19 protein-coding genes are annotated in these 26,139 nt (G+C 49.9%); all 19 read left to right on the top strand.

Annotated elements, in window-relative coordinates; all coding sequences use genetic code 11:
* Positions 1 to 404: 404 nt before the first annotated feature.
* Entirely contained in the window at positions 405 to 3,482 is a 3,078-nt protein-coding gene (locus AC1DFM_RS17170; RefSeq protein WP_477077964.1) for a SusC/RagA family TonB-linked outer membrane protein, read from the top strand.
* 18 nt (positions 3,483 to 3,500) lie between these two features.
* A complete protein-coding gene (locus AC1DFM_RS17165; RefSeq protein WP_477077963.1) occupies positions 3,501 to 4,964 on the top strand; it encodes a RagB/SusD family nutrient uptake outer membrane protein in 1,464 nt (487 codons plus the stop codon).
* Positions 4,965 to 4,994: 30 nt separating this feature from the next.
* On the top strand, positions 4,995 to 6,254 hold the full coding sequence (locus AC1DFM_RS17160) for a glycosyl hydrolase family 28-related protein (protein ID WP_477077962.1): 1,260 nt from the start codon (positions 4,995 to 4,997) through the stop codon (positions 6,252 to 6,254).
* 55 nt (positions 6,255 to 6,309) lie between these two features.
* A complete protein-coding gene (locus tag AC1DFM_RS17155) occupies positions 6,310 to 7,626 on the top strand; it encodes an aspartate aminotransferase family protein (protein ID WP_477077961.1) in 1,317 nt (438 codons plus the stop codon).
* Positions 7,623 to 8,801, top strand: coding sequence for a galactonate dehydratase (gene dgoD / locus AC1DFM_RS17150; RefSeq protein WP_477077960.1), 1,179 nt, complete (start codon positions 7,623 to 7,625; stop codon positions 8,799 to 8,801). The genes AC1DFM_RS17155 and dgoD overlap by 4 nt, the downstream gene beginning before the upstream one ends.
* A 21-nt stretch (positions 8,802 to 8,822) precedes the next feature.
* The gene (locus AC1DFM_RS17145; RefSeq protein WP_477077959.1) at positions 8,823 to 9,590 is read left to right on the top strand and encodes an SDR family NAD(P)-dependent oxidoreductase; all 768 of its coding nucleotides are present in this window, start codon (positions 8,823 to 8,825) and stop codon (positions 9,588 to 9,590) included.
* 17 nt (positions 9,591 to 9,607) lie between these two features.
* Positions 9,608 to 10,996: a neutral/alkaline non-lysosomal ceramidase N-terminal domain-containing protein gene (locus AC1DFM_RS17140; protein ID WP_477077958.1), complete on the top strand. Its 1,389-nt coding sequence runs from the start codon at positions 9,608 to 9,610 to the stop codon at positions 10,994 to 10,996.
* Complete coding sequence (locus AC1DFM_RS17135; RefSeq protein WP_477077957.1) at positions 10,993 to 12,570, top strand: sodium:solute symporter family transporter; 1,578 nt, start codon at positions 10,993 to 10,995, stop codon at positions 12,568 to 12,570. Before AC1DFM_RS17140 ends, AC1DFM_RS17135 begins: the two co-directional genes overlap by 4 nt.
* 77 nt (positions 12,571 to 12,647) lie before the next feature.
* Positions 12,648 to 13,883: an Nramp family divalent metal transporter gene (locus AC1DFM_RS17130; RefSeq protein WP_477077956.1), complete on the top strand. Its 1,236-nt coding sequence runs from the start codon at positions 12,648 to 12,650 to the stop codon at positions 13,881 to 13,883.
* 12 nt (positions 13,884 to 13,895) lie between these two features.
* A complete protein-coding gene (locus AC1DFM_RS17125) occupies positions 13,896 to 15,458 on the top strand; it encodes a PQQ-dependent sugar dehydrogenase (protein WP_477077955.1) in 1,563 nt (520 codons plus the stop codon).
* A gap of 4 nt (positions 15,459 to 15,462) precedes the next feature.
* Positions 15,463 to 16,824: a putative oxidoreductase C-terminal domain-containing protein gene (locus tag AC1DFM_RS17120; RefSeq protein WP_477077954.1), complete on the top strand. Its 1,362-nt coding sequence runs from the start codon at positions 15,463 to 15,465 to the stop codon at positions 16,822 to 16,824.
* A 1-nt stretch (position 16,825) separates the two neighbouring features.
* A complete protein-coding gene (locus AC1DFM_RS17115) occupies positions 16,826 to 17,857 on the top strand; it encodes a Gfo/Idh/MocA family protein (protein ID WP_477077953.1) in 1,032 nt (343 codons plus the stop codon).
* Between the two features lie 38 nt (positions 17,858 to 17,895).
* Positions 17,896 to 19,236, top strand: coding sequence for a Gfo/Idh/MocA family protein (locus AC1DFM_RS17110; protein ID WP_477077952.1), 1,341 nt, complete (start codon positions 17,896 to 17,898; stop codon positions 19,234 to 19,236).
* Between the two features lie 17 nt (positions 19,237 to 19,253).
* A complete protein-coding gene (locus AC1DFM_RS17105; protein WP_477077951.1) occupies positions 19,254 to 20,594 on the top strand; it encodes a sugar MFS transporter in 1,341 nt (446 codons plus the stop codon).
* A 6-nt stretch (positions 20,595 to 20,600) separates the two neighbouring features.
* The gene (locus AC1DFM_RS17100) at positions 20,601 to 21,356 is read left to right on the top strand and encodes a 6-phosphogluconolactonase (protein ID WP_477077950.1); all 756 of its coding nucleotides are present in this window, start codon (positions 20,601 to 20,603) and stop codon (positions 21,354 to 21,356) included.
* A gap of 45 nt (positions 21,357 to 21,401) precedes the next feature.
* A complete protein-coding gene (locus AC1DFM_RS17095) occupies positions 21,402 to 22,418 on the top strand; it encodes an NAD-dependent epimerase/dehydratase family protein (RefSeq protein WP_477077949.1) in 1,017 nt (338 codons plus the stop codon).
* Positions 22,419 to 22,442: 24 nt separating this feature from the next.
* The gene (locus AC1DFM_RS17090; RefSeq protein ID WP_477077948.1) at positions 22,443 to 23,516 is read left to right on the top strand and encodes a dihydrodipicolinate synthase family protein; all 1,074 of its coding nucleotides are present in this window, start codon (positions 22,443 to 22,445) and stop codon (positions 23,514 to 23,516) included.
* Complete coding sequence (locus tag AC1DFM_RS17085; protein WP_477077947.1) at positions 23,509 to 24,696, top strand: M20 metallopeptidase family protein; 1,188 nt, start codon at positions 23,509 to 23,511, stop codon at positions 24,694 to 24,696. The genes AC1DFM_RS17090 and AC1DFM_RS17085 overlap by 8 nt, the downstream gene beginning before the upstream one ends.
* Positions 24,697 to 24,910: 214 nt before the next feature.
* A complete protein-coding gene (locus AC1DFM_RS17080) occupies positions 24,911 to 25,957 on the top strand; it encodes a cyclic nucleotide-binding domain-containing protein (RefSeq protein ID WP_477077946.1) in 1,047 nt (348 codons plus the stop codon).
* Positions 25,958 to 26,139 lie beyond the last annotated feature (182 nt).

Here is a 26,139-nt window from a genome sequence, read left to right as displayed (position 1 = left end):
TGAATGCTGACTTACAAATCCATTGCTTTCCGGCTATACCGGTATATGACAGCTGCTTTCAGCCGAATATCATACCTATGCCCGGTCATCAATAAAGGGAATGCATACACGTTGATTTACCCTCCATATAAATAGTAAAATGTAAACAAAGATAGCTGCGCACTGTAGGAGTGCGTGGTTCACGTAGAAAAACGGTCGACAAACCTCCACGTTTGCCGGCGCAAAAAATGAAAAACGAATACGCCTGCTTAGTCAGGTGAATGACACAAAAAAAATGAGGATCACACGAATCTAAAGCTAACGGCTACACGCTGATAGCTAACGGCACTCCTCATCCTGTAATCAAGCCAACAGCAATAGCTGAGTCGAATTTTATCTTAAACATTTTATCTAACCAACGCATTATGAAAGGGAAACATCTGTACCTGTTCACATGGCTCCTGATAATGGCCATTTCCATCTGCCGGCCACAGCAGCTCCTGGCACAAAACGCAGGAGAGATCAGAGGGACCGTACTCGATGGTCAAACACAAACCGCACTACCTGGCGTAACTGTACTCGTTAAAGGCACTAAAACCGGCGCATCTACTGACGCCAAAGGACAATTTACCATCCGCGCTGCTGCGTCGGATATCCTCGTTTTTTCTTTTCTCGGATATGATAAAACAGAACAGGCCGCAGGCAACAGCACACACCTGACCATCAGCCTGCAGCCCGCTAAAACTACTTTAAATGAAACCGTCGTCATTGGTTATGGCGTAGTGAAGAAAAGCTCTGTCACCGCTTCTGTGGCGAAAGTAGAAAATACTAATCTCGATCAAATGCCTGCTGGTCGCCCTGAAGCAGCCCTGGTAGGCCGCCTCGCCGGTGTGAATATTTCACAGACCCGTGGCACCGCCGGCAGCGCGCCGCTGATCCGCATCCGTGGCGCCGGCTCCATCAGCGCCGGTAATGATCCACTCATCGTAATAGACGGTATCCCCGGTGGTAACCTCGGCAGCATCAATATGAATGATGTGCAATCCATCGAAGTGCTGAAAGATGCTTCCTCCGCGGCGATATACGGCTCCCGCGCCGCCGGTGGTGTCATCATCGTCACCATGAAAAAAGGCGTGGCAGGAAAAGCGAAGTTTAACTTCAACGGCTATGCGGGATTATCCAAAGCCATTGTTCACAACGACTGGCTCACCGGACAGGAATACTACGATTATGCTGTGAAATACCAGAACCGCGAATTTGCCTGGGCCGGCGGCGATGTATCCATCCCGGTATGGGGTGATCCCAGACGCCCCGCTGCCTATCAGGTGAGCGATACTATCCGCAAAGGTACTCCCGTAGTTTGGCAGGATGCGGTATTGTCTACTGCACCGATCCAGAGCTATAACCTCTCTGCCAGCGGCGGTACCGATAAAGTGAACTACTATGTGTCCGGTACCTACAAAGATGAAAAAGGTACCCTTCATAATACCTGGTTCAAAACCTATGGCGTGAGAGCCAATGTAGATGTGAAAGCCAGCAAAGTGGTGAACATCGGCTTCATGCTCAATCCTTCGTATTCCAAACGCCGCTTCAACTCCGTTGATATCGCTAACTTCTCCAAATATCCCAGCTTTGTGCAGGAGCGTCGCGAAAATGGTACCTACCCTAAAGCACGCGACTACTGGGGCGCCGTGGTGAGCGGTCAGCTCAACCCATTGGCTACGCTGGATGGCACGGAATACTACGGTTCTACCTTCGGTAATATCAGTGATATGTACCTGAAACTCAATCTCGCGAAAGGCCTTACTTTCCGCTCTTCTTTCGGTACTAATATCGCCTATAATCAAACCGACCGCTTCCAGGCCTCCTGGGCGAATGGCGGCGGACAAAATTCCGGTGGCCAGGATAAATCTTCTACCATCAACCTGATCAATGAAAATGTGTTGAGCTATAACACCACTTTCAAAGGTGGCCACGACTTATCCGCCATCGCGGGGATGTCGTTCCAACGCAATGATGGCGAGTCTTCCAGCTACTCCGCTGTACCCGGTTCCTATAACAACGATATTATTCATACACTCAATAATGCCCTCATCAATCCGGCTGCTACGCTGGTGAGCAAATCCAGCTGGGGCCTCGTGTCTTATTTCAGTCGCGTGAATTACGCCTACAAGGATAAATACCTCCTGTCTGCTTCCATCAGAACAGATGGCAGCTCCCGCTTCGGTCCCAACAGCAAATGGGGTTACTTCCCTTCTGCATCTGTGGCCTGGAGAGCGAAACAGGAAGATTTTCTGAGAGATGTTAAACTCGTGAGTGATCTGAAGCTGCGCGCCAGCTACGGCGTGACCGGCAACTTTAACATCGGCGACTTTGCCTATCTCGGTAAAATGAAAGACGCCCTTTACGCACCTAACAACATCATTGCAAAAGGACAGGCGCAAGGCAACTACGGCAACCCGGAACTGAGCTGGGAAAAAACGGCAGGTATTGATTTGGGCGTGGAATTAGGCGTGCTGGATAATCGCCTCAGCTTTGTATTCGACTACTATAACAAACGTACCAACGACCTGCTGTATGAAGTAGCCGTACCTGTTACCACCGGCTTCACCAGCGGTTTATCCAACATCGGACAGGTAAGCAATAAAGGAATTGAACTGGAAATTACTTCTAAGAATATTGTCGGTAAATTCAATTGGTCTACCTCCTTCAACTTCTCCAAAAACAACAACCGGGTGGAAGACCTCGGAGGCGTAAAGGAAAGAATTACCACCGACCAGTTTGGTATGAGCTGGATTCTCCGGGTAGGAGAGCCGATGTTCTCTTACTATGGTTATAAAACAGTTGGGGTATTGAAAGATGCCGCCGATGTAGCCAACTCCCCGGTACTGGCAGGTTCCAAACCAGGCAATCCAAAATTCCAGGACACCGACGGCAACAAAACGATCAACGCCAACGACAAAATTATTCTCGGCAACTTCCAGCCGAAGGCCTTATTTGGAATGGTGAACAATTTCTCCTGGAATAGCTTCGACCTGAGTGTGGCGATCCAGGCTTCTCTCGGCGCAAAAATTTACAACTTCGAAAATGAGTATTACCAGGGCGCCCTGGTAGGTGCGATGCGCCGCTCGCTTGTAGAAACACAGTGGTGGTCGCCTACCGATCCCGGTGATGGCAAAATGCCCGCCAGCGCACTAAGCACCCTGAGCTACCAGGCCAGTTCCGATGTGTACATTGAAGATGCTTCTTTCCTCTCTGTCCGCAACGTCAACCTCGGCTACACCTTGCCAGCTTCGCTGATGCAGAAATTGCGGGTCAACAACTGCCGCGTATATTTCTCTGCCAGCAACTTACTCATGCTGACGAAGAAAGGATTCCACGGTTATAACCCGGAAGGATATACGAATGGTGAAATCACCGGTATCAGCAGTAAGCCTGGTTATAATACCGGCTCTGAACCTATTAACCGGGTATATGCACTGGGCTTCAACTTTAATTTTTAATCCGCAAAAGAAACAGAGATGAAAAAGACCATCATTGCCGTACAGATGCTGCTTTTGCTGGGTGCTGCCGGCTGTACAGATAAACTGCTCAACCTGAAACCGGATGATACGCTGACCACCGGTAGTTTCTATAAAACATCGAACGACATGAACCAGGCGGCCCTTGGGGTATATAACAGCCTGCAACAACGGAAACAGAATGATTACCTCATCATGGAAGTGCCGTCGGATAACCTCTACATGTCTAACAACACTTCCGTGGCTGGCGCTGCCGAAATGGACCAGCTGGCCGTGAATCAGGAAAATAACATCGTGGGCGATTTCTGGGAAGCCACGTATACTGGCATCGCCCGCGCCAACGCCATGTTGCAGAATATCGATAACCCAACGGACTACGCATCTGGTATGAAAGATCAGTTCACCGGGGAGGCAAAGTTCATGCGGGCGCTGTTTTATTTCGACCTGGTACGCCTGTTTGGTGGCGTGCCTAAAGTAACCACCTCCCTGTCTATTACCGACGCGAAGAATATGCCCCGCGCATCCGCCGATGATATTTATGCTTTCATCATCAGCGACCTGAAAGATGCCGTGGACAAGCTCCCGGCGCCATCGGGTATTGCCAAAGGCCGCGCCTCCAAAGCCGCTGCACTGGGCATACTCGGCAAAGTGTATGTGTACCGGAAAGACTGGGCCAATGCCAAAACCTGTTTCGAAAAAATCAATACCGACTACAATTACAAACTGGAACCCAATTTCGCGACGCTCTGGAGCCTCACTACAGAAGACAACAACGAGGTGATCTTCATCATGAAGTACATCGAAAATGCTGCCGGTCAAACGTTGTCTACCACCTACACGCCCAATGGCGGCCTGTTGGGGATCGTAGACCGCGGCAATGAAATAGCCCTGCCGTCCTGGAGCCTCGATAAATTATACGTTCCCGGCGATAAGCGCAAGGCCAACACCATCTCCGATATGTATATACCCGCTACCGGCGGCCCCGCTACCTGGTATCCCTACGTGAACAAATATGCCGTGAAACACAGCATTAATTCTTCCGGACTGGATTTGCCGGTATTACGTTATGCAGATGTAGTACTGCTGTATGCGGAAACCTTGTACAACCTGGGCGACAAAGCCAATGCGCTGAAGCAACTGAATCTTGTCAGAGAAAGAGCCTTCGGTGATGCGACCCATGACTATACAGATGCAGACATTGCCGCGGCAGATGCATTCCTGGATAAACTGTTGCTCGAAAGACAACTGGAACTGGCCTACGAAAATGAACGCTGGATGGACCTGGTACGCACCGGTAAATTCCTCACGGTGATGACGAAAGAAGAACGTTTATACAACAATGTGACCAATACGCCTATGACCGTTACACTGGCGCCCAAGGCCTATATGGCGTTGTTCCCTATTCCAAAACGACAGATTGACCTGTACACCCCGGGTGTATTGAAACAAAATGATGGGTATTAATGGTTGAACAGACGAAAAAAAGAAAGTAGTATGAAAAAAAGGTCCGGAAAGTTATACCAGGTATTGGGGTTGTGCATAATGCTGCTTTGTGGCGGTATGACTTCCCGGGCCCAATTATCAACCGGCACCAATGTCAGATCATTCGGTGCAAAAGCAGATGGAAAAACAGATGACATTATCGCCATACAGGCGGCCATTGAAAAAGCAAAAAAACAAGGCAGCCGTAAAACGTTTATACCAGCAGGCCAGTATCTCATTTCCAGGCCTATATGCCTGCCTTCAAACTTTACGCTCACGGCCAGTCCCGATGCTTACATACAGTTAAAGAAAGGCAGCAACGCTTATCTGATCAGAAATGAAGACCTGACTAACGGCAACGAACATATCACCGTAACAGGAGGGAAGTGGAACGGCAACGGCTATACGCAAACAAGAACTGTGCGCAATACTGTAGCTACATCCGACTTCTGCTTTGGCTTCTTCTTTTATAAAGTAAAACAACTGGAAGTAAGCCACCTGCAAATCGACAGTACCCGCAGCTGGGGTATTGCCTACATGGAATGTGATACCGTGCATATTCATGATATACATTTCCAGCAAAACCCTTTCCGTGATGCCGCACAAACCAGCGCCCTGATGAATAACGGCGATGGTGTTACCGGTGGTGGCAACCATGTGCTGATAGAAAATATCTCCGGCTTCACCAACGATGACCTTGTTGCTTTTGCTGCCGGCGGTGCCAGTTTTCAGGGAAAGATGTCGCCCTTTCCGGCATACGATTACAAGGATATTACTGTGAGGAATATATTCCCGCAAATGATCTTTGATTCCATCCCCACCCTCAAAGCGGTAGCGTTTTATACGTTCGAAGGCAAGCGGGTAGCGGATATTAACATCAGTAATGTACAAGGTAATACGGCTTGTGCATCGATCCTGTTTTATAGCCTGTTCGATAAAGTGGGTACGTTTTCCAATGTGAAAGTAACCAACGTCAGCGGCGCCAACGTGTATTCACGCGCCACGCACCCGCACTTTCCAACGCTCTATGCAGTGATCAGCGTGAAGTATTCCGTGATGGACCACGTACAATTCACGAATATACAACGCACCGAAACCCGGTATAGTAACCCGCAGTTTTTATTTGATGAACATACGGTCATCGATACACTGAAAATCTCMGGGGTACGCATTCAACACAAGGATATTCAAGGCAATTTATTTATGCAGGCGCCCGGCGCTACGATAAAAAACAGTCTTTTTTCAGATATAGTAATAACCCGTATAAAGTAATGGCGCACCTGTGTTGCCAACTATTTCATCAAAAAAATCTTAACAGTATATCATTATGAACGCATGGCCTAAATCATCTGCGCTGTTGAAGAGCAACGAACAGTGGATACCCGGTGGCGTAGTATCGCTGAACCGGAAGTCAGACCCCAATATTTGTTTCGAAAAAGGACAGGGAAGCCGGGTATGGGACCTGGAAGGAAACGAGTATATCGACTATCAGGCCGGTTTTGCCGCCGCCTTCCTGGGACATAACGATCCCGACGTGAACAATGCGGTGAAGCAAACGCTGGACGAAGCTACTTTGCTGATGGGCGCGGGGCCTACCAACCTGGAAGGAGCGTTTGCCCGTTTATTTTGTAAATGTGTGCCTACGGCAGATAGTGTACAAATTACTACTACCGGTTCTGAGGCCACTTATCATGCATTACGTATAGCGAGGGCCGTTACAGGTAAAGATCACGTGATAGTGATGCAGGGTGGTTACAATGGCTGGCACAACGATGTAGCCTGTAATGTAATCAGTGCGCTGAGTGATGTAGGGGAGCGGGTAAGTCCGGGTGAATATCCATATGATTCCATGTCGGCCGGCATTCCTGCGCAGCATAAATCACTGGTGCATGTGGTGAATTTCAATGATATCGCGTCTATTGAGTATATCCTTAAACGTTATCCTGTAGCGGGTATCCTGCTGGAGCCGATTTTACAGAACGTAGGTATTGTGCAGCCGTTGCCGGGCTATCTGCAAACGTTGAGAAAGCTGGCGGATGAACATGGCTTCCTGCTCATTTTCGATGAGGTGAAAACAGGTTTCCGTCATGCGTTGGGTGGCTATCAGGAATTGTGCGGCGTGCGTCCGGACCTGAGCACCTTCGGAAAGGCCGTGGCTAACGGTTATCCGATGGGCGTGATTGCCGGAAAGAAAGAATACCTCGATTATTTTGTGCATCCGGAAAGAAGCAAAAGAGTGCTCATTGCGGGTACGTTCAATGCACATCCGCTCACGACTGCAGCGGCCATCGCCACACTGCATAAGTTATCTGCCGGAGGCGTATATGAACATGTCAATAAACTGGGTCAGCTGATGGAAGATGGGTTGAAGGATATCTTCTCCGCTACGGGTCGTCCGTTTCATGTAGCCCGCCAGGGATCTGCTTTCTGTGTGTATTTCATGGATCATGCGCCGGTAGATTACCACGATATTGCGCAGCATCATGATTTTGCTTTCGATAAAAATTACCGGTTGAAGCTGATAGAGCAGGGCATCTTTAATTTTCCATTGCCAATTAAGCAAGGAAGCATATCTTTCGCACACACCGTAAAGGATATTGAAGAAACATTAGATAAGACCAAAATCATTGTTGCACAGTTATGAAAATTACCGCAATAGAAACACAGGTATGCCATGCCCGGATGCGCAACTGGATCTTCATTAAGATTGTAACAGATCAGCCGGGACTATGGGGATGGGGAGAAGCTACATTGGAATGGCATACCCGTGCCGTAGTAGGTGCGGTGGAAGATATTTCGCAACTGCTGATTGGTGAAGATCCGCGTCGTATTGAACATCTCTGGCAAATGATGTACCGCCAGCATTTCTGGCATGGCAACGGCATTGTACGGGGTACTGCTATCAGCGGTATTGATATTGCCCTCTGGGATATTTTAGGGAAGATACATAACGTGCCTTGTCATGAGCTGTGGGGCGGGCGGGTAAGAGATTACATCCGTTTGTACTGTCACCTCGGCGGTGGTAAGATGGAAGACTTTTACGAAACGCGTCCGGATGATGCCGCCCGTTTCGGGGAGCTGGCACAGCGCGCAGTGGAGGATGGCTTTACCGCTTTTAAATCTATGGCGGTGCCGGAAACCATGCCACTGGAAGGATTGAAGCCTATCCGCTATGCAGAGGCCTGCGTAAAATCGATGCGGGATGCAGTGGGAGAGGATATCGATATCATGGTGGATTGTCATGCACGCCCTAGTCCGTTGATGGGGATGCAGTTTGCCAAAGCCCTGGAGCCTTATGGACTGTACTTTTTTGAAGAGCCTTGCTGGCCGGAAACCATGGAAGATATAGCGTTGATACAACGTGCGGTGAAAACACCGATTGCCAGTGGCGAGCGACTGGTAGGCATTCACGCTTTCCGCGATCTGCTGGAGAAGCGTGCGGTGAGCGTCATTCAGCCGGATATTACACATTGTGGCGGATTGAGTGAAGCCCGTCGTATTGCTACGCTGGCAGATGCTTATCGCGTGGCAGTAGCGCCGCATAATCCGCAGGGGCCGGTGAGCACCGCTGCTTCAATAGAGCTGGGCTTTGCCACGCCTTCCTACAGTATTTGTGAAAGTGTGCACAATGATGTGCCATGGAGAGAAGAAGTAGTGAGTGAAGGATTTACCGTAGAGAAAAAAGGACGTATCGTACGCCCTAATCATAAACCAGGATTGGGCATAGAAATCAATGAAGCGGTAGTAAAGAAACATCCGTTTCAACAGGAAGTATTACAGCGTACGTTTTATAAAGACGGCAGCGTAGGGGATTGGTAACTACTTAAAACAGGACCGGCGATGAAGAAATTATTTGAACAAAAAACAGTGCTGATCAGCGGAGGGCTGGGAGACATTGGGCGCGCGGTGGCACTGGCATTTGCGGCGGAAGGTGCAAACGTGGCTATTGGTGATGTACAACCGGCCGAACGTGCCACGGCCTTTTTGGAAGAATTGCGTACACATGGGGTGGCATGTCATTACACTCGTGTAGACGTAGCCGATGCCGCTGCGGTAGATGCCTGGATTGTGACAGTGGAAGCAACGTTGGGCGCTGCCAGTATGGTGGTAGCCAATGCAGCTACAGTAACGATTGCTGGTTTGTATCAAATAACGGCGGAGCAGTGGACAAAAGAATTGCGCGTGAACCTGGACGGCGCCTTTTATGTAGCGAGGGCGGCGACGGGTCGCCTGCTGGCATTGCAACAAAGTGGCAGTGTGGTATTTGTAGGCAGTTGGGCGGCGGAAGCGGTGCATAGTCATATTCCCGCTTACGCCGTATCCAAAGCTGGTATGCGGATGTTGTGCCAGTGCATGGCGCTGGAACTGGCGCCACATGGCATTATGGTCAATGAAATTGCACCAGGCTATGTAGATGCAGGTGTGAGTCGCCAGGTATGGGAGCAATCGCCCGCATTGCGGGAAGATGCCCGCAAAAAAGTACCGGTACGCGCGTTGATTACGCCGGCAGAAGTAGCCCGGCAGGTGCTGCGGCTCTGCGATCCGGAGAATAAACACATTACCGGCAGTATCCTGTTAATGGATGGCGGTTTATCATTAGTGAGGTAGTATAAAGCATTTTTCGCATGACGCAGCACACCTATGCTCCTTTCAGAGACCCTTCCTTCAAAGGGTGGATCGGAACCGGGAGAGAAGATATTACACCGCCAGTAGGCATCTATGCCCGTAACTGGGGAGCAGCCAAACATGAGGTGGCCAGCGGTATACACCTGCCGTTTACCCTCACAGCGGTTACCTTTCAACAAGATTCAGATGCATCACCACTGGTACTGATCTCCGCCGATCTGGGCTGGTGGAAAAGTGCCGCAGATGAAGAGCAATTAAGAGCAGGTATTTTGCAGGCATTGTCGCTGGAGCCTTTTCAGCTGATGTTTTGTCTCACGCATACCCATGCCGGTCCCAGTACCTTCACAGAAGACGAAAATAAGCCCGGTGGCGCGTTGATTGCTCCCTATCTGCAACTGGTACAGCAGGCGGCAATAAAAGCGGCTAAAAATGCCTTAGAAACGGCAAAGCGAAGTACGCTTACCTGGCATTATGGTACCTGCGATCTGGCGAAGAACCGGGAGTTACCGGAGGCAGGAACGGATCGTATCATTACCGGGCTCCATCCGGCTGGTACAGCCGATAATACCTTGCTGGTGGGAAGAATCACAGATGAAGCGGGCAATGTAGCCGGCACCATCGTGAATTATGCCTGCCATCCTACTACGCTGGGAGCGGCCAACAGTTTATTATCACCTGACTATATCGGCGCCATGCGGGCGTTGGTAGAAGCGTCTACCAGTGCGCCCTGCCTGTTTTTACAGGGCGCTTCCGGAGAGCTGGCGCCTGCGGAACAATACAGTGGCGACACTACACTCGCGGATCATTACGGCCGCCAGCTGGGCTGGGCGGTGCTCTCCGCGCTCGATGCCATGTTGCCACCGGACCAGGCATTGTTCTTTACCGGCGTGGTGGAGTCCGGCGCATCGCTGGCGATGTGGAACAAAGGCCCTTATGCACCGGATGAAGTAGTGACCGGTGAAATGGCGACTGTGGCATTACCGCTGAAAGCACTGCCGTCGCTGGCAGCCATAGAAGCGGAATGGGCGGCTTGTAAAGACCATGTAGTGAAGGAAAGGTTATGGCGGCAACGAGGTATCCGTAAAACAATTGGAGATGGCGACGTATCACACATGCCTCTCTGGGTATGGCGTATAGGCGATGCCGTGTTGGTGGGACAGCCCAATGAAACCTATTCCGCTTTCCAGCAGGAGTTACGGTCATTACTGGCGCCCGCTGCAGTAGCAGTGATGAACATCGTCAACGGTTACGCCGGCTACCTGCCTCCTAAAGATGCGTATAGTCGTAATAGTTATGCCGTATGGCAAACGCCTTTTGCGCCCGGTGCACTTGAATTGCTGACCACCTCCGCAGCTACTATTTCACAACGATTGATTTTCCCGAAATGAACCTGAACCTGAACCTTACCGCTTTAGATGCTGTTATATTCGGCGTTTACATATTAGGTGTAATTGGCCTGGGGTTGTATGCTTCCCGCAGAGGAAAGCAAACCAAGCGCGATTATTTCCTGGCAGGAGATAAGCTCCCCTGGTGGATGATTGGCGGCAGCATCATTGCGGCCAATATCAGCAGCCATCACCTGGTAGGTGCTATGGGCGTGGCGTATAGCCGCGGCTTCGTGGCCATCGCTATGGAATGGGGTGCCATCCTCATGGGCTTCAATGCCCTGCTTTGGATATTCCTGCCGTTTTATATCCGCAACGGATTTTATACGGTCCCGGAATTTTTGGAGAAACGATACGGCGGCGCCGCCAGAACCACTTATGCTACGCTGATTTTACTCACCTATGTATTGGTGGAAATCAGTGCCGTACTGTATCTCGGCGCCTTATCCCTGCATTCACTGCTTGGTATTTCTGTGATGACCAGCGTGATTATACTGGCCGTTATTACCGGCGTTTACACGATCGCCGGCGGTTTACGGGCCGTTATCTGGACGGAAATGCTACAGCTGATTGTACTGGTGATGGGCGGCATTGTACTCACCTTTGCCACCGTGAAGGCGGCTGGTGGCGTCAGTGCTATTACCGATACCGTAAAAGACTGGGACCTGATACTACCTGCCAATGATCCTGATTTTCCATGGACCATGTACCTCGGTGGCGTACTCTGTATCAGCGTCTTTTACTGTGCCACCAACCAATTTATTGTACAACGCGTGATGGCTTCCAAAAACGAGTGGCATGCCCGCATGGGCGTGGTGTTTGGCGATTACTTGAAATTTCTGGTGCCTATTATCATTACCGTACCTGCACTGGTAGCGCCTAAGTTATTTCCTAATCTGGAAAAGCCAGACCTGCTGTTTCCTACGCTGGTAGAGAAATTGCTGCCTTCTGGTTTGGTGGGATTGGTGATGGCCGGACTGATTGCCGCTGTGATGTCGCATCTTTCCGGCGCTATTAATTCCTGTACTACTATTCTGACGGTAGATATTTACCTGCCTTATTTTAAGAAAAAAGCAACGGAGGCAGAAGCCGTTCGATTCGGTCGTATAGCCGGAGCCGTTATTATCGTATTGGGAATTTTATGCACCGCATTATTTCTTAATCATTCCAATAAGCCGGTATTCCTTTACCTGATGAATGCCTATGGCTTGTTTACCCCTGGTATCGCCGCCATGTTTTTGTTGGGTATTTTATGGAAACGGGCTACGCATGCTGGTGCGCTGGCAGCGGGCATCCTCACCATTCCGCTGTCTATTGCCATGGAAATGCTATTTCCGTCGATGCCGTTCTTTAACCGCACCGGCATTGTATTCTGGAGTTGTATGGCAATATGTGTGGTAGTAAGCCTGCTCACCAAACCCAAGCCGGAAGCAGAACTGGCAGGGCTTATCTGGAACAGGGCCAGCTTGTCGCTGCCCCCGGAGCAGAAAGCGCAGCAACGCGGATGGCGCAACCCCACTATTTGGTGGGCCATCATTACCGCGATCGTTTTATTTTTTTATATCCGTTTTGCCTGAGCATAAAGCATAAAGCAAAAAGCTTGTCGCTGCTTGTTTTGCAATGATGCTTATTCGATAAAATTTATTTCGGTGTTATGTCAACAACTACTATCAATAAACCAGCTACTGCCCGAAAGTCACGCGCCTGGCTGGCTTCCCTGGGTCCAGGATTAATCACCGCCGCGTTGGTATTTGGTCCCAGTAAAGTGACTATTGCCTCCATCATGGGCGCCAATTACGGTTTTTCCCTGTTATGGATTGTGGCAGTAGCCATCTTCTTCATGATTATTTTTACGATGATGGCTGCCAGAGTAGGCATTGCTACCAATCAATCTTTACTCAGTTCTATCAGCGATAAATGGGGCATGCCTGCGCGTATAGCCATTGGCGTTGGGGTGTTCCTGGTAACTGCTTCGTTTCAGGCCGGCAACTCCATTGGCGCCGGTATTACGCTGGCAGAAGCCACGCATAGTTCCAAAGTGATATGGATTATTGTGTGTAATGTGCTGGGGATTGGCATTCTTTTCTTCCGGGGATTTTATAAAAAGCTGGAGAAAATTATGATCACCCTGATCATCATGATGCTGGTAGCATTTATGGTAACGATGGCCATGTCTCGCCCCGCTGTAAGTGATGTCGCCGCAGGCTTTGTGCCCGGTGTACCTTCCGGTTCACAGAAACTCATTATCGCCTTTATGGCTTCCTGTTTTTCCATTGTAGGCGCTATTTATCAATCCTATCTCGTACAGGAGCGGAAAAGATTACGCCCGGATGTGACACAAACCGGCAAAGAAACCTTGCCGGGGATGCTGATCCTGGGCTTTATGAGTGCGACTGTGATGATCTGCGCTGCCACGGTATTACACCCGGCAGGCATCAAAGTAACAGCCGCCACGGATATGGCGAAAGCACTGGAACCCGTATTTGGCAACGCCGCTGCCGGCCTTTTCCTGATAGGCTTATTTGGCGCTTCTTTTTCTTCCCTGCTGGGAAATGCGGCGCTGGGCGGAACGCTGTTAGGCGATGCGTTAGGATTCGGCGGACAGCTCAGTTCTAAAATGGTGCGTTTATTTATTGCCGTTATTATGATGATTGGCGCCGGCGTAGCCATCATTTTTGGCAAGCTGCCGCTGGAACTGATTGTGCTGGCCCAGGCCGTTACCATTTTCATTGTGCCGTTTATCGGTGTGGCTTTGTTCTTCGTGGCAAATGATGCGAAGATCATGGGACCCTTAAAGAATAGTTTATTTACCAATATCGCCGCCGGCATCGGTTTGCTGATCATGTTCGGATTGGCAGTCAGCAACGCGATCACTTTATTTTTTTTGTAAGAAACTGATCTCATGAAGAAAGGAACGCTACGTTTGTTGCTAGGGATGATGTTGGGGGCCGCCGCCTGCCACCAGGATGCGACGTTTACACCGCCGCTGGAAGCCGTACTGGAACTGGATAGTAGCCGGGTGGGCATTAGTACACTGATCTCCGATCTCAACGTACCCTGGGAAATAGCCTGGGGCCCCGATAACCAGATCTGGTACACAGAACAGAGCGGTACCATCAGCAAAGTAGATCCACGCACCGGTGTGAAGAAGCTATTGCTCACCATTCCGGACGTATATCGCCAGCGCACACTGGGCTTGTTAGGCATGGCTATATCAGCAGATAAGGCACAACCGTTTTTATTCGTGGACTACACACACCTGCAAAAAGATTCTTCCATTGTATCCCGGCTGGTAAGATATACCTACACCACTGATACCCTGAAAGATCCGTTGGTGCTGCTGGAATTGCCCGGCAACACGGGGCATAATGGCTCCAGGGTAGCGATATCTCCCGATGGTAAAATTATACTCTCCACCGGAGATGCCGCCAATGGCGACAATGCGCCGGATATCCATTCTATCAACGGCAAAACATTACGACTCAATTTCGATGGCAGCATTCCTGCCGATAATCCATATCCGGGTAGTCCCATCTGGTCCCGCGGTCATCGCAATATTCAGGGCCTGGTGTTTTCTTCCGCAGGACATTTATTTGCCTCTGAACATGGAGATGCTACTGATGATGAGCTGAACCTGATTCAACGGAAAGCATTTTACGGCTGGCCGCGCGTGGAAGGCTTTGCTGACCGGCCGGATGAAAAAGCTTATGCGGACTCCTTTCCATTTACCCCACCGTTAAAAGCCTGGACGCCTACCATTGCGCCAGCGGGCGTGGACTATTACAGTAGTGATCGCATTCCGGAATGGCATAACAGTATTTTATTAGGTACTTTAAAAGCAGCCAGTTTGCGGGTACTCGCCCTAAATGCTGCACAGGACAGCATTACCGGAGAACGTATTTATTTCTCCGGGAAATTTGGCCGCCTGCGGGATATCTGTGTTTCGCCGGATGGAGATGTATACGTGGCTACCAGTAACCGCGACTGGAACCCTGGCAAGGGCTTCCCATTACCGCATGACGACCGGATTATCCGGTTACGTGCACTCATCGCAGCAGATAAAGTACCGGCTGGTTTACCCGTTGAAAAAGCCGCCACTGCACCCGTTGTGGCAGCATCTAAGGGCGCTGCCGTTTATAAAAGTTATTGTGAAGCCTGTCATAAACCAGATGGCAAAGGAGTGCCCGGCTCTTTCCCCGCACTGGATGGAAATACTTTTGTAACCGGTAATCCCGCATCACTGATCGCAACCGTAATACAGGGCCGCACTGGCGCTACCAAAGCGAAGAACAGCGCGTATGGGGAGCAGATGCCTGCCTTCGGGTTTCTTACGGATGAAGACGTAGCGGCTGTTACTTCCTATATCCGTCACAGTTGGAATAATCATGCCGATAGTATAGCCGTTTCCGTGATTACGCAAACGAGGAAGAAATTGACCGGTAACGTTCTCAATGAAAAAAAATAACCGGATGAAGCAAAGCATTATCTTTAGCTGTATGGCTTCGCTACTGTTGTCCTGCACGCACTCATCTAAACAAACATCGCCTATGCAGCTGATTGTATTGGACCCGGGTCACTTTCATGCTTCCCTGGTACAGCAACAGATGTACCCCGGCATTGATTCCGTCATAAAGGTATTTGCACCAGAGGGGCCCGAAGTAAAGCAATACCTGCAGCGGGTGGCGGACTACAACACACAGGATAGTCCTGCTGTACATTGGGTAACAGACGTATATACCGGTCCCGCTTACCTGGAGAAAATGCAGCAGTGCGCTCCCGGCAGCATCGTGGTGCTGGCCGGAAATAACCGGCTGAAACCCGCCTATATACAGCGTGCTGTTCAGGCAGGTATGCACGTATTCGCCGATAAACCGATGGCGATTGATGCCGCCGGATTTGATACCCTGTGCGCTTCTTTTGCCGCCGCCGCAGCACATAAAGTGCAGCTTTTCGATATCATGACCGAGCGTTATGAGATTCATAATGTGTTGCAGAAAGCGTTGTTGCAATTGCCAGCGTTATTTGGTACGCTGGAAGCGGGTTCGGCGGATAATCCCACGGTGATAAAGAAAAGTGTACATCACTTTAAGAAGACTGTCGCAGGAAAAACGTTGGTGCGTCCCAGTTGGTACATGGACGTAAAGGAGCAAGGTGAAGGAATTACCGATGTAACCACACATCTGGTGGATCTGGTGCAATGGACCTGCTTCCCGGAACAGGTACTTCATTATAAAAAAGATATTCACGTAGATACCGCTACCACCTGGCCTACGGTAATGAGTGCTGCGCAATATGCAGCCATTACCGGCGGAGCGCCGCTTACACCGGCATTAGCCGCTATGGCAGGGAAGGATAGCGTATTGAAAATATATGCCAACGGCGCTTTTGATTATACCATCAAAGGCATACATGCACGTATTGCGGTACAATGGGATTATGAAGCGCCCGCCGGTACCGGAGATACGCACTATTCGCGGATACAGGGCAGTAAAGCGGCATTGCTGATTAAGCAGGATAAGGAACAGCATTATTTGCCGGTATTGTATATCAGTCCCGTTTCATCGGATGCGGCTTACCTCCAACAAATGCAGACCGCTTTTCATGCGCTGGCACAGCAATATCCGGGGATAGCGTTGAAGCCTGCGGGGAGCGACTGGGAAGTGGTGATACCCGAACAATATGTGAAACCACATGAACCGGCTTTTGCTAAAGTAATGCAGCAGTTTCTGATCTATGTAAAGTCTGGTCAGATGCCCGCCTGGGAAGTGCCCGGGATGTTAGCGAAATATTATACCACCACACAGGCATTGGCCATCGCAAAACGACAATAGTATGCACTATCCTCGCCGAACATTTATACGGAATGCTGTTATTACCAGCGCCGGCGCCGGTTTGCTGGGCAGTTTACGCCCATTATACGCGATGGCGCAAGCAGCAGCAGACACCATCCGCATAGGGATTATCGGATTAGATACCACCCATGCGATTGCTTTTACCAAGGCATTTAATAACCCGGAAACGGTACCAGGACTGGAAGGCATGAAAGTAGTAGCGGCCTTCCCGCAGGCAAGTCCGGATATAGCTTTGAACCAAAAGCGTTTGCCGGGTTTTACGGAAGAAGTGAAAAAGATGGGGGTGGAAATCGTCGGTTCTATTGACGCGCTGCTGGCTAAAGTGGATGTAGTATTATTGGAATCCAATGATGGAAGACCTCATCTGGCACAGGCGTTGCCCGTGCTGAAAGCAGGAAAGAAAATATTTATCGATAAACCATTGGCCGCTTCACTGGCAGATGGTATCACCATTTTTGATACCGCGCAACGATACCATGCACCTGTGTTCTCCGCATCCTCGCTGCGTTTCATGGAGAGTGCGCAGCAGGTAGGGAAGGAAGGCGTGATTGGAAAAGTACTGGGGGCGGATACGTATAGTCCGGCCGCCATTGAAAAAACACATCCGGATTTATTCTGGTATGGCATTCATGGTGTAGAAACCTTATACACGGTGATGGGCGCCGGTTGCAATACGGTGACCCGCTTCAGCACACCGGATACAGATGTGGTAGTGGGCATGTGGAAAGACGATCGCATCGGCACTTTCCGCGGTACCCGCAGGGGACCGGATGATTTCGGCGGCCGTGTTTTCGGTGAAAAAGGGAGTATGCTGCTGGGCCCTTTTAAAGGATATGAAGCACTGCTCCAGCAAATCGCCACCTTTTTCAGAACAGGCGTAGCGCCCGTGAAGCCGGAAGAAACCTTGGAAATACTGGCCTTCATGGAGGCCGCAGAAGAAAGTAAACGCAGAAACGGCGCACCCGTACCACTAACGGAAATGTATCAACGCGCCAGGAAACAGCAACGATAAACAACGACCATTTTTATCACCAGCATAATTCCACTTTTATGTCAGCATCCCGTAGAGATTTTATCAAAAAAACGGCGCAGGGCACGGCCGCTATTGCCCTGAGTAGCTTTGTTCCTGGCTTCAGCGCCAAAAGTTATGCCCGCATCCTGGGCGCCAATGATCGTATCCACATTGGTATGATGGGGGTTAATTCCCGCGGACTGGCGCTGGCCAATAACTACGCCAAACAAGCCAACTGTGAAATCGTTTCCGTATCTGATGTAGATACACGGGCTGCAGCGAAATGTATTGAAAGTGTATATAAAATCCAGCAAATCCGCGCCAAAGCGGTGCCTGATTTTCGCAAGGCGCTGGAGAATAAAAACCTGGATGCCCTAGTGATTGCGGCGCCGGACCACTGGCATGCCCCCGCCGCGATACTGGCCGCCAAAGCAGGTAAACACGTTTATCTGGAAAAGCCCTGCAGTCACAATCCGCATGAAGGAGAGCTCCTGGTAAAGGTGGCGGATAAATATAAAACCGTAATACAAATGGGCAATCAGCGCAGGTCGTGGCCCAATGTAGCCGCGGCTATCCGGGAAGTAAAAGAAGGCACCATCGGCCGCGCTTACTTTGCCAAAGGCTGGTATACCAATAACCGCGAATCAATTGGTATTGGGAAAGAAGCACCCATACCGGAATGGCTGAACTACGACCTGTGGCAGGGACCCGCACCCCGCCGCGCCTTTAAAGATAACCTGATACACTACAACTGGCACTGGTTCTGGAACTGGGGCACCGGTGAAGCACTGAACAATGGTACACATATGATTGACCTCATGCGCTGGGGACTGAATGTAGATTACCCTACGCGGGTGACTTCTGCGGGGGGACGTTACCGTTATAAAGACGACTGGGAAACGCCAGATACCCAGGTAATCACCCTGGAATTTCCCAATAATACCAGCATGGTATGGGAAGGCCGCAGCTGCAACGGGCGCTATGTGGAAGGCAATTCCGTAGGTGTTATTTTCTACGGTGAAAAAGGATCGCTGGTTATTGACGGCAACGCCTATACGATTTATGACCTGGATAATAAAGTAGTGAAAACGGTCAGCAACGAAGCCATCATTGATCCGCGCAACCTGACCAATCCGGCCGAGAGCCTGGATGCGCTGCATATACAGAATTTCTTTGACGGCATCCGCAAGGGCACCGTCTTGAAATCGGATATCCTCAGCGGGCATCAGAGTACGCTGCTTTGTCAGCTGGGTAACATTGCCCTGCGTTCCGGTAACGTCTTACATATTGATGCTTCCAACGGACATATACTGAATGATCCGGCTGCGCAGAAATTCTGGCAACGGGAGTATCAGCCAGGATGGGAACCAACGCTGTAACCGATAAAACAATTTCCATGAAACAACATACCGCTACGGTAGCAGCGGGGTCGCTCAGCAAAAAAGATACGGTTATTTCCATACTGATAGTGGGCTTACTGTTTTTCGTTTTTGGCTTTGTTACCTGGGTAAATGCTATTCTGATACCATACTTCAAGATCGCGTGTGAGCTGAGTAATTTCCAGTCGTACCTGGTGGCTTTTGCTTTCTATATTTCCTATTTCTTTATGTCTGTGCCGGCATCCTACCTGCTGAAAGCAGTAGGCTTTAAGCGGGGGATGATGATGGGCTTCTGGGTGATGTCGCTGGGTGCACTCATTTTCATACCGGCAGCGTATACACGTACTTATGAAGTATTCCTTTCGGGGTTGTTTATCATCGGTCTTGGCCTGGCAGTGCTGCAAACCGCCGCCAATCCTTATATCACCATCCTGGGGCCAAAGGAAAGTGCGGCGGCACGTATCAGCATCATGGGTATCTGTAATAAGGGAGCGGGCATTGTGGCGCCACTGATTTTTGCGGCGGTGATCCTCAAAGCAACGGATGGCGACCTGTTCAAAGAGCTGGCCTACATGACCGGCGAGGCGCGCACCGCTGTGCTGGATGCACTGATCCGTCGCGTGATAGTACCTTATGCCGTAGTAGCCGTGGTGTTGTTTGCATTGGGGTGTATGGTACGTTTTTCCCCGCTACCGGAAATAGATACGGAACACGAGAACGCAGACGTTGCCGTTGCCAATGCCGGTAAAACCAGCATCTTCCAGTTTCCGCACCTGATACTGGGAGCGGTGGCCATTTTCTTACACGTAGGCACGCAGGTAGTAGCCATTGACACCATTATTGGCTACGCCGGTTCTATGCATATTCCGTTGCTGGAAGCAAAAACATTTCCTTCCTATACGTTGTTCGTGACCATTTGCGGCTACCTGTTKGGTATTTCGCTGATTCCCCGTGTGATCAGTCAGGCTAATGCTTTACGGATATGTACCGTATTGGGCGCCTGCTTTACACTGGGCATTATTTACCTGCATGGGGAAGTGAAAATATTAGGACATGTAACAGATGTTTCCATTTGGTTTGTGGTATTACTGGGCTTTGCCAACTCGCTGGTATGGGCGGGTATATGGCCACTGGCGTTGGATGGTCTCGGACGCTTCACCAAGCTGGGCGCTTCCGTGATGATCATGGGACTAAGCGGCAATGCTATGTTACCCGTGATGTACGGCTTAGTAGCCGATGTATACAATGTACGCCTGGCTTACTGGGTATTATTCCCCTGTTATCTGTACCTGATATTCTACGCGTTTTACGGATATAAATTAAGAAGCTGGCGTAGTAATTATTTAATCAATAAATGAAGTGGTATGACCGTGAGAGAAACAACAGCAGGGCAGTTGCAGGTAGCTGTGTATGCGGACCGGCAACAGCTGGGGGCTGCGGCCGCAGCGGCTTGTGGAAGTTGTATTCGCACGTTGCTGGCGGAACAGGACTGCGTGAATATCATCTTTGCCGCAGCGCCTTCGCAGCACGAATTCCTGGCAGCGTTGATGAAAGAAACGGGGATCGACTGGCAACGGGTGAATGCTTTTCATATGGACGAATATGTAGGGCTGGCGCCTGATGCGCCACAGGGCTTCGGCAATTTTTTAAAGGAAAGATTATTCGATTTGCTGCCTTTTCGCGAAGTACATTATATCGGTGGCCAGGATGCGGACACCGCGTGTTTGCGCTATGCTGCCCTGTTGGAAAAATACCCGGTGGACATTGTGAATATGGGCATCGGAGAAAATACGCATATTGCGTTTAATGATCCGCATGTGGCTTTGTTCCATGATCCGGTGCCGGTAAAAGTAGTGGACCTGGATGCCGCCTGCCGGCAACAGCAGGTGAATGATGGTTGCTTCGCTACATTGGCAGAGGTGCCTACGCATGCCATTACCTTAACGGTACCGGCGTTGATGCGTGCCCGTTATATTTTCTGCATGGTGCCTGGTGTGAACAAGGCGCCGGCAGTGCAGCATACCTTACATGCTGTTATCAGTGAACAATATCCGTCTACTATTCTTCGTACGCATGGTCGCGCCCGGCTTTTCGCCGACGTCAACAGTATCGGTGAATAACAGCGATGACCAGCTCTTTTATCTCCCGAAAAAAAAATTATCAATATGAAACAACTGGAAAATTTGGTTGACAGCCTGCTGCAACCTTCAGATGCATTGGTGGCAGATATTGCCAGCCTGGAAGGAGATATCCTGATCCTGGGCGTAGGTGGAAAAATTGGTCCCAGTCTGGCTAAACTGGCTAAGCAGGCGGTAGACCGCTCCGGTATCAAACGTCGTGTAATAGGGGTGTCCCGTTTAACGGAACCCGGACTGAAAGAACAACTGGAACGCGATGGCGTAGAAGCTATCGCGGCTGATCTGTTGAATGACGCCGACCTACAAGCCTTACCGGATGTAAAGAATGTATTGTATCTGGCAGGAACCAAATTCGGTACCACCGGTAAAGAAGCTTTTACCTGGGCCATGAATACTTATCTGCCGGGGCGTGTAGCCGAGAAGTTTAGGAACTCCCGCATCGTGGTATATTCTACCGGTAACGTATATCCGTTTACGCCCGTGTTTTCAGGCGGAGCGGATGAAAGCGTGGCGCCTGCGCCCATTGGTGAGTACGGACAATCCTGTTTGGGCAGGGAACGTATTTTCCAGCATTTCTCCGGCAAGTATAATACACCGGTACTGGTATACCGTCTCAATTACGCCAATGATTTACACTACGGCGTGTTGCTGGAAATCGCCAAAGCTGTGCGGGAAGAGCGGCCTATTGATATCCGCATGGGACATGTGAACGTGATCTGGCAGGGGGATGCCAATGAAATGGCGTTGCGTAGCCTGTTGCATTGCCATGTGCCGGCGAAGCTACTGAACATCACTGGTCCGGAAACCGCGCCGGTACGATGGATCGCCAGCGAGTTCGGGAAAGTTTTTGGTAAGCAGCCATTGTTTACCGGAGAAGAGCAACCGACGGCTTTGCTGAACAATGCGGCAGAAAGTTTCCGTTTGTTCGGTTACCCGAAAGTATCGCTGTTGCAGATGATTGGACTCACGGCCGCCTGGCTGGAAGAGGGTGGGCGTACTATTCAGAAGGCGACACATTTCCAGGAAAGGGAAGGACAGTTTTAACGACATCTCAAAAAAAAAATTACCATGGAATCAGCAGTTGAACAACTATTACATAGCGGCACTATTATCCCCGCGCACCCACTGGCATTGGATGAGCGCCGGCAGTTGCATGAAAGCAGGCAACGTTTACTCACCCGTTATTATATCGCCAGTGGCGTAGGTGGTGTGGCGGTAGGCGTACATACCACGCAGTTTGCGATCCGGAACCCGGAGATTAATTTGCTGGAACCCGTGTTACGTATTGCCGCCGAAGAAATTGCGGCGGCGCAGCTGGACCGGCCATTTATCAAAGTGGCCGGCATTTGCGGGCCAACGGAGCAGGCGTTGTCGGAAGCCCGGTTGGCGCTTAAATATGGTTATCATATTGGGTTGCTGAGTCTCGGCGGACTGAAAGACTACACCGAAGCGCAGCTGTTGGCGCATGTGCGGGCAGTGGCGGAGGTGATTCCGGTATTTGGCTTTTATCTGCAGCCTTCTGTGGGCGGTAGGATACTGAGTTATTCCTTCTGGGAGCAGCTGGTGGAGATCCCCAACGTAAAAGCCATTAAAACGGCACCATTTAACCGTTATCAGACGCTGGACGTGGTAAGGGCCGTGGCTTGCTCTTCCCGCCGGAATAACATCGCCTTATACACCGGCAATGACGATAATATTGTGGCAGACCTGCTCACCACTTACCGGTTCCGGGTAAACGGTGAAATAGTGGCAAAAGGTTTTGCAGGAGGACTGCTGGGACACTGGTCGGTATGGACCGAAAAAGTAGCGGGGCTGTTTGGCCGGATAAAAAATTGTATACTTGAGGATTATAAGGGTGCGGGGGAATTGTTGCAGGAAGGGATAGCCGTGACAGATATGAATGCGGCTATTTTTGATCCTTCTCATGCATTTAAAGGCTCTATAGCCGGGATACATGAGGTATTAAGGAGACAGGGACTGCTGGAAGGCACCTGGTGCCTGGAGGATCACGAAGTGCTTTCGCCGGGGCAGGCTGCCGAAATAGATCGGGTAACTGCTGCTTATCCGCACCTGACAGATGATACTTTTGTAAAAGAATTTTTATCACAGGACAGTATAAAAAAATTGTTGCTACATGCTTAAAGAAAGAATCCGGCAATTAGCCAGCGGACTGTTGGAGGAGGCTACCGCAAATCGCCGCCACCTGCATACTTATCCAGAGCTTTCCTACAGGGAACACCAGACGGCTGTATTTATAGAAGAGAAGTTACGTGCACTGGATATTCCTTACGAAAGAATGGCTGATACCGGTATTGTTGCTTTACTGCAGGGCGGTGCAGCGCCATCCGATAAAGTGGTGGCCCTGCGCGCCGATATAGATGCCTTACCCATTGTGGAGTTAAATGAGGTGCCTTATCGCTCGCAACATACAGGCGTGATGCATGCTTGTGGTCACGATGTGCATACTGCTTCGCTATTAGGTGTGGCGGGTATTCTCAGCCAGATGAAGGCGGAATTTTCGGGTACTGTCAAATTTATTTTTCAGCCTGCGGAAGAAGTGATTCCTGGCGGGGCTAGTTTGCTCATTAAAGCCGGGGTGCTGGAGAACCCACGTCCTGCGCACATCCTGGGGCAGCATGTGATGCCGGAGCTGGCGGTGGGGAAGGTAGGGTTTCGCTCAGGCCGCTATATGGCCAGCAACGACGAGATTTCTATGGTGGTAAAAGGAAAAGGCGGCCATGGGGCCATGCCCAACCTGGGTATTGACCCGGTGGTGATCGCCTGTCATATAGTGATTGCGTTGCAACAGATTGTGAGCCGCCGTGCTAATCCGCTGTCGCCTTCTGTATTGTCGTTCGGTAAAATGATCGCCAACGGCGCCAACAACGTGATTCCTGATGAAGTACGGTTGGATGGTACCTTCCGCTCACTGGATGAAAAATGGCGGAATGAGGCCCATGAAAAGATTAAAAAAATGGCCATCTCCATTGCGGAAGGCATGGAAGGGGCCTGCGATATTAAAATTGAAAGAGGATATCCCGTGTTAATCAACGAAGATAAACTCACTGCGGCGAGTCGCGCACATGCCATCGACTTTCTTGGGGCGGATCAGGTAGCAKACCTGGACATCTGGATGGCAGCAGAAGATTTTGCTTCCTACTCACAAGTGGCAGATGCCTGCTTTTACCGGTTGGGCGTACGGAATGAAGACCGGGGTATCAAGTCCGGGCTACACACCGCTACCTTCGATGCCGATGAAAAGTCGTTGGAAACCGGTGCGGGCCTTATGTCTTACCTGGCACTCAAAACCCTGGGGAATTAAAACGGGGTTAATTTTTGTTAACGGGTGGTTAACATCCGGGATTTTCATGCATTCACATGCGATTTTCGCCCGTTCACGAAATAAGGTTTGCAACTAACGCCGATGAATATATCTTTGGTTCAGGTTTTTCATAGGATATGGTTAAAATATTAAAGGGGAGGTATTCTTACCACCCCTTTTTTTATGCGTAAGCGATTTCCCTTATTTTTGGAATATGCAAAAAATTCTATTGATAGGAAACCTTCAACAGCTGCAGGAGAATATAGGGGATTTATTGTTGCTCCATCACTATGAGGTAGTGTACGCCAACGATGGCAAAACAGGGATCACCACTGCAAAAGAGCAGCATCCTGATATGATCCTTTGTGAAATGAATATGAAGGGGATCGACGGATTAGGCGTATTAAATACCCTTCGTAAAGATCCATTGCTGGAACGGGTACCAGTGATTTTTTTGGGAGATAAATACAATGCCCGGTTGTTTCGTACCGCCATGAACCTGGGTGCCGATGACTTTCTTATTTCACCCTTTTCCAATAACGATTTATTGCTGACGGTAGAGAACCGCCTGCAACGCTATCAGTACCAGACAGCGATAAACGGCCCGGCAAACGCTACAGATGATCACGACCTCAGAAAACTGATCCGCGAGTTCACCGAAAACCGGAATACCATGCGGCTGGCAGTACATGAAACGGTGTACAAGGAAGGAGGTACGCCCCGTTATCTGTATTATATACAGGAAGGGAAAGTGAAAACCGTGAAAACGCATGAAGACGGAAAAGACCTGGTGATAGGGCTTTACAAGAAGGGAGATTTTTTTGGGTATGTAGCGCTGCTGGAAGAAACGCCTTATAAAGCCACGGCTATTGTGATGGAAGATGCAGAAATTGTGTTGATACCCAGGAAAGATGCAGAGGAGATATTTAATCGTACGCCTTATATTGTTACCCGTTTTGTGAGGATGCTTGCGCAGAACGTAACAGAGAAAGAAGAACGTTTGCTGGGGATTGCCTATGATACGTTACGTAAAAAAGTAGCCAGTGCGTTGGTGCATCTCCGTAATAAATACCTGGTAACGAATTCAGAAAATTTCGTGATCAATATTTCCAGGGAAGAACTGGCCACTGTGGCGGGTACGGCCACAGAGTCGCTGATACGTACGCTGAGTGATTTTAAAAATGAAAAACTGATTGCCATCCGCAATGGCAGCATTACGCTACTGGAAGTGGAGAAGCTGGAAGATATAGCTTTCCGTTAACGCAAAAACCGGTATGCTTTCGCATACCGGTCTGCAGGCACACCTGCATCAATCCCTCGGGCCTTTTCTCTTCACTTGCAGGCATACCATTTATTTATGAACAAGCAAGGTTGCAGTTAGTAAGTCGTTTGCTGTTTGTAATTCCCGCCTCCCGGAGGAGGCGGTTCATACTTTATAGGATG

The organism is Chitinophaga sp. 05T412 (assembly GCF_056396465.1).
Note: the sequence above shows the minus strand (reverse complement) of the source record. Positions and strands in the feature narration are given on the sequence as shown.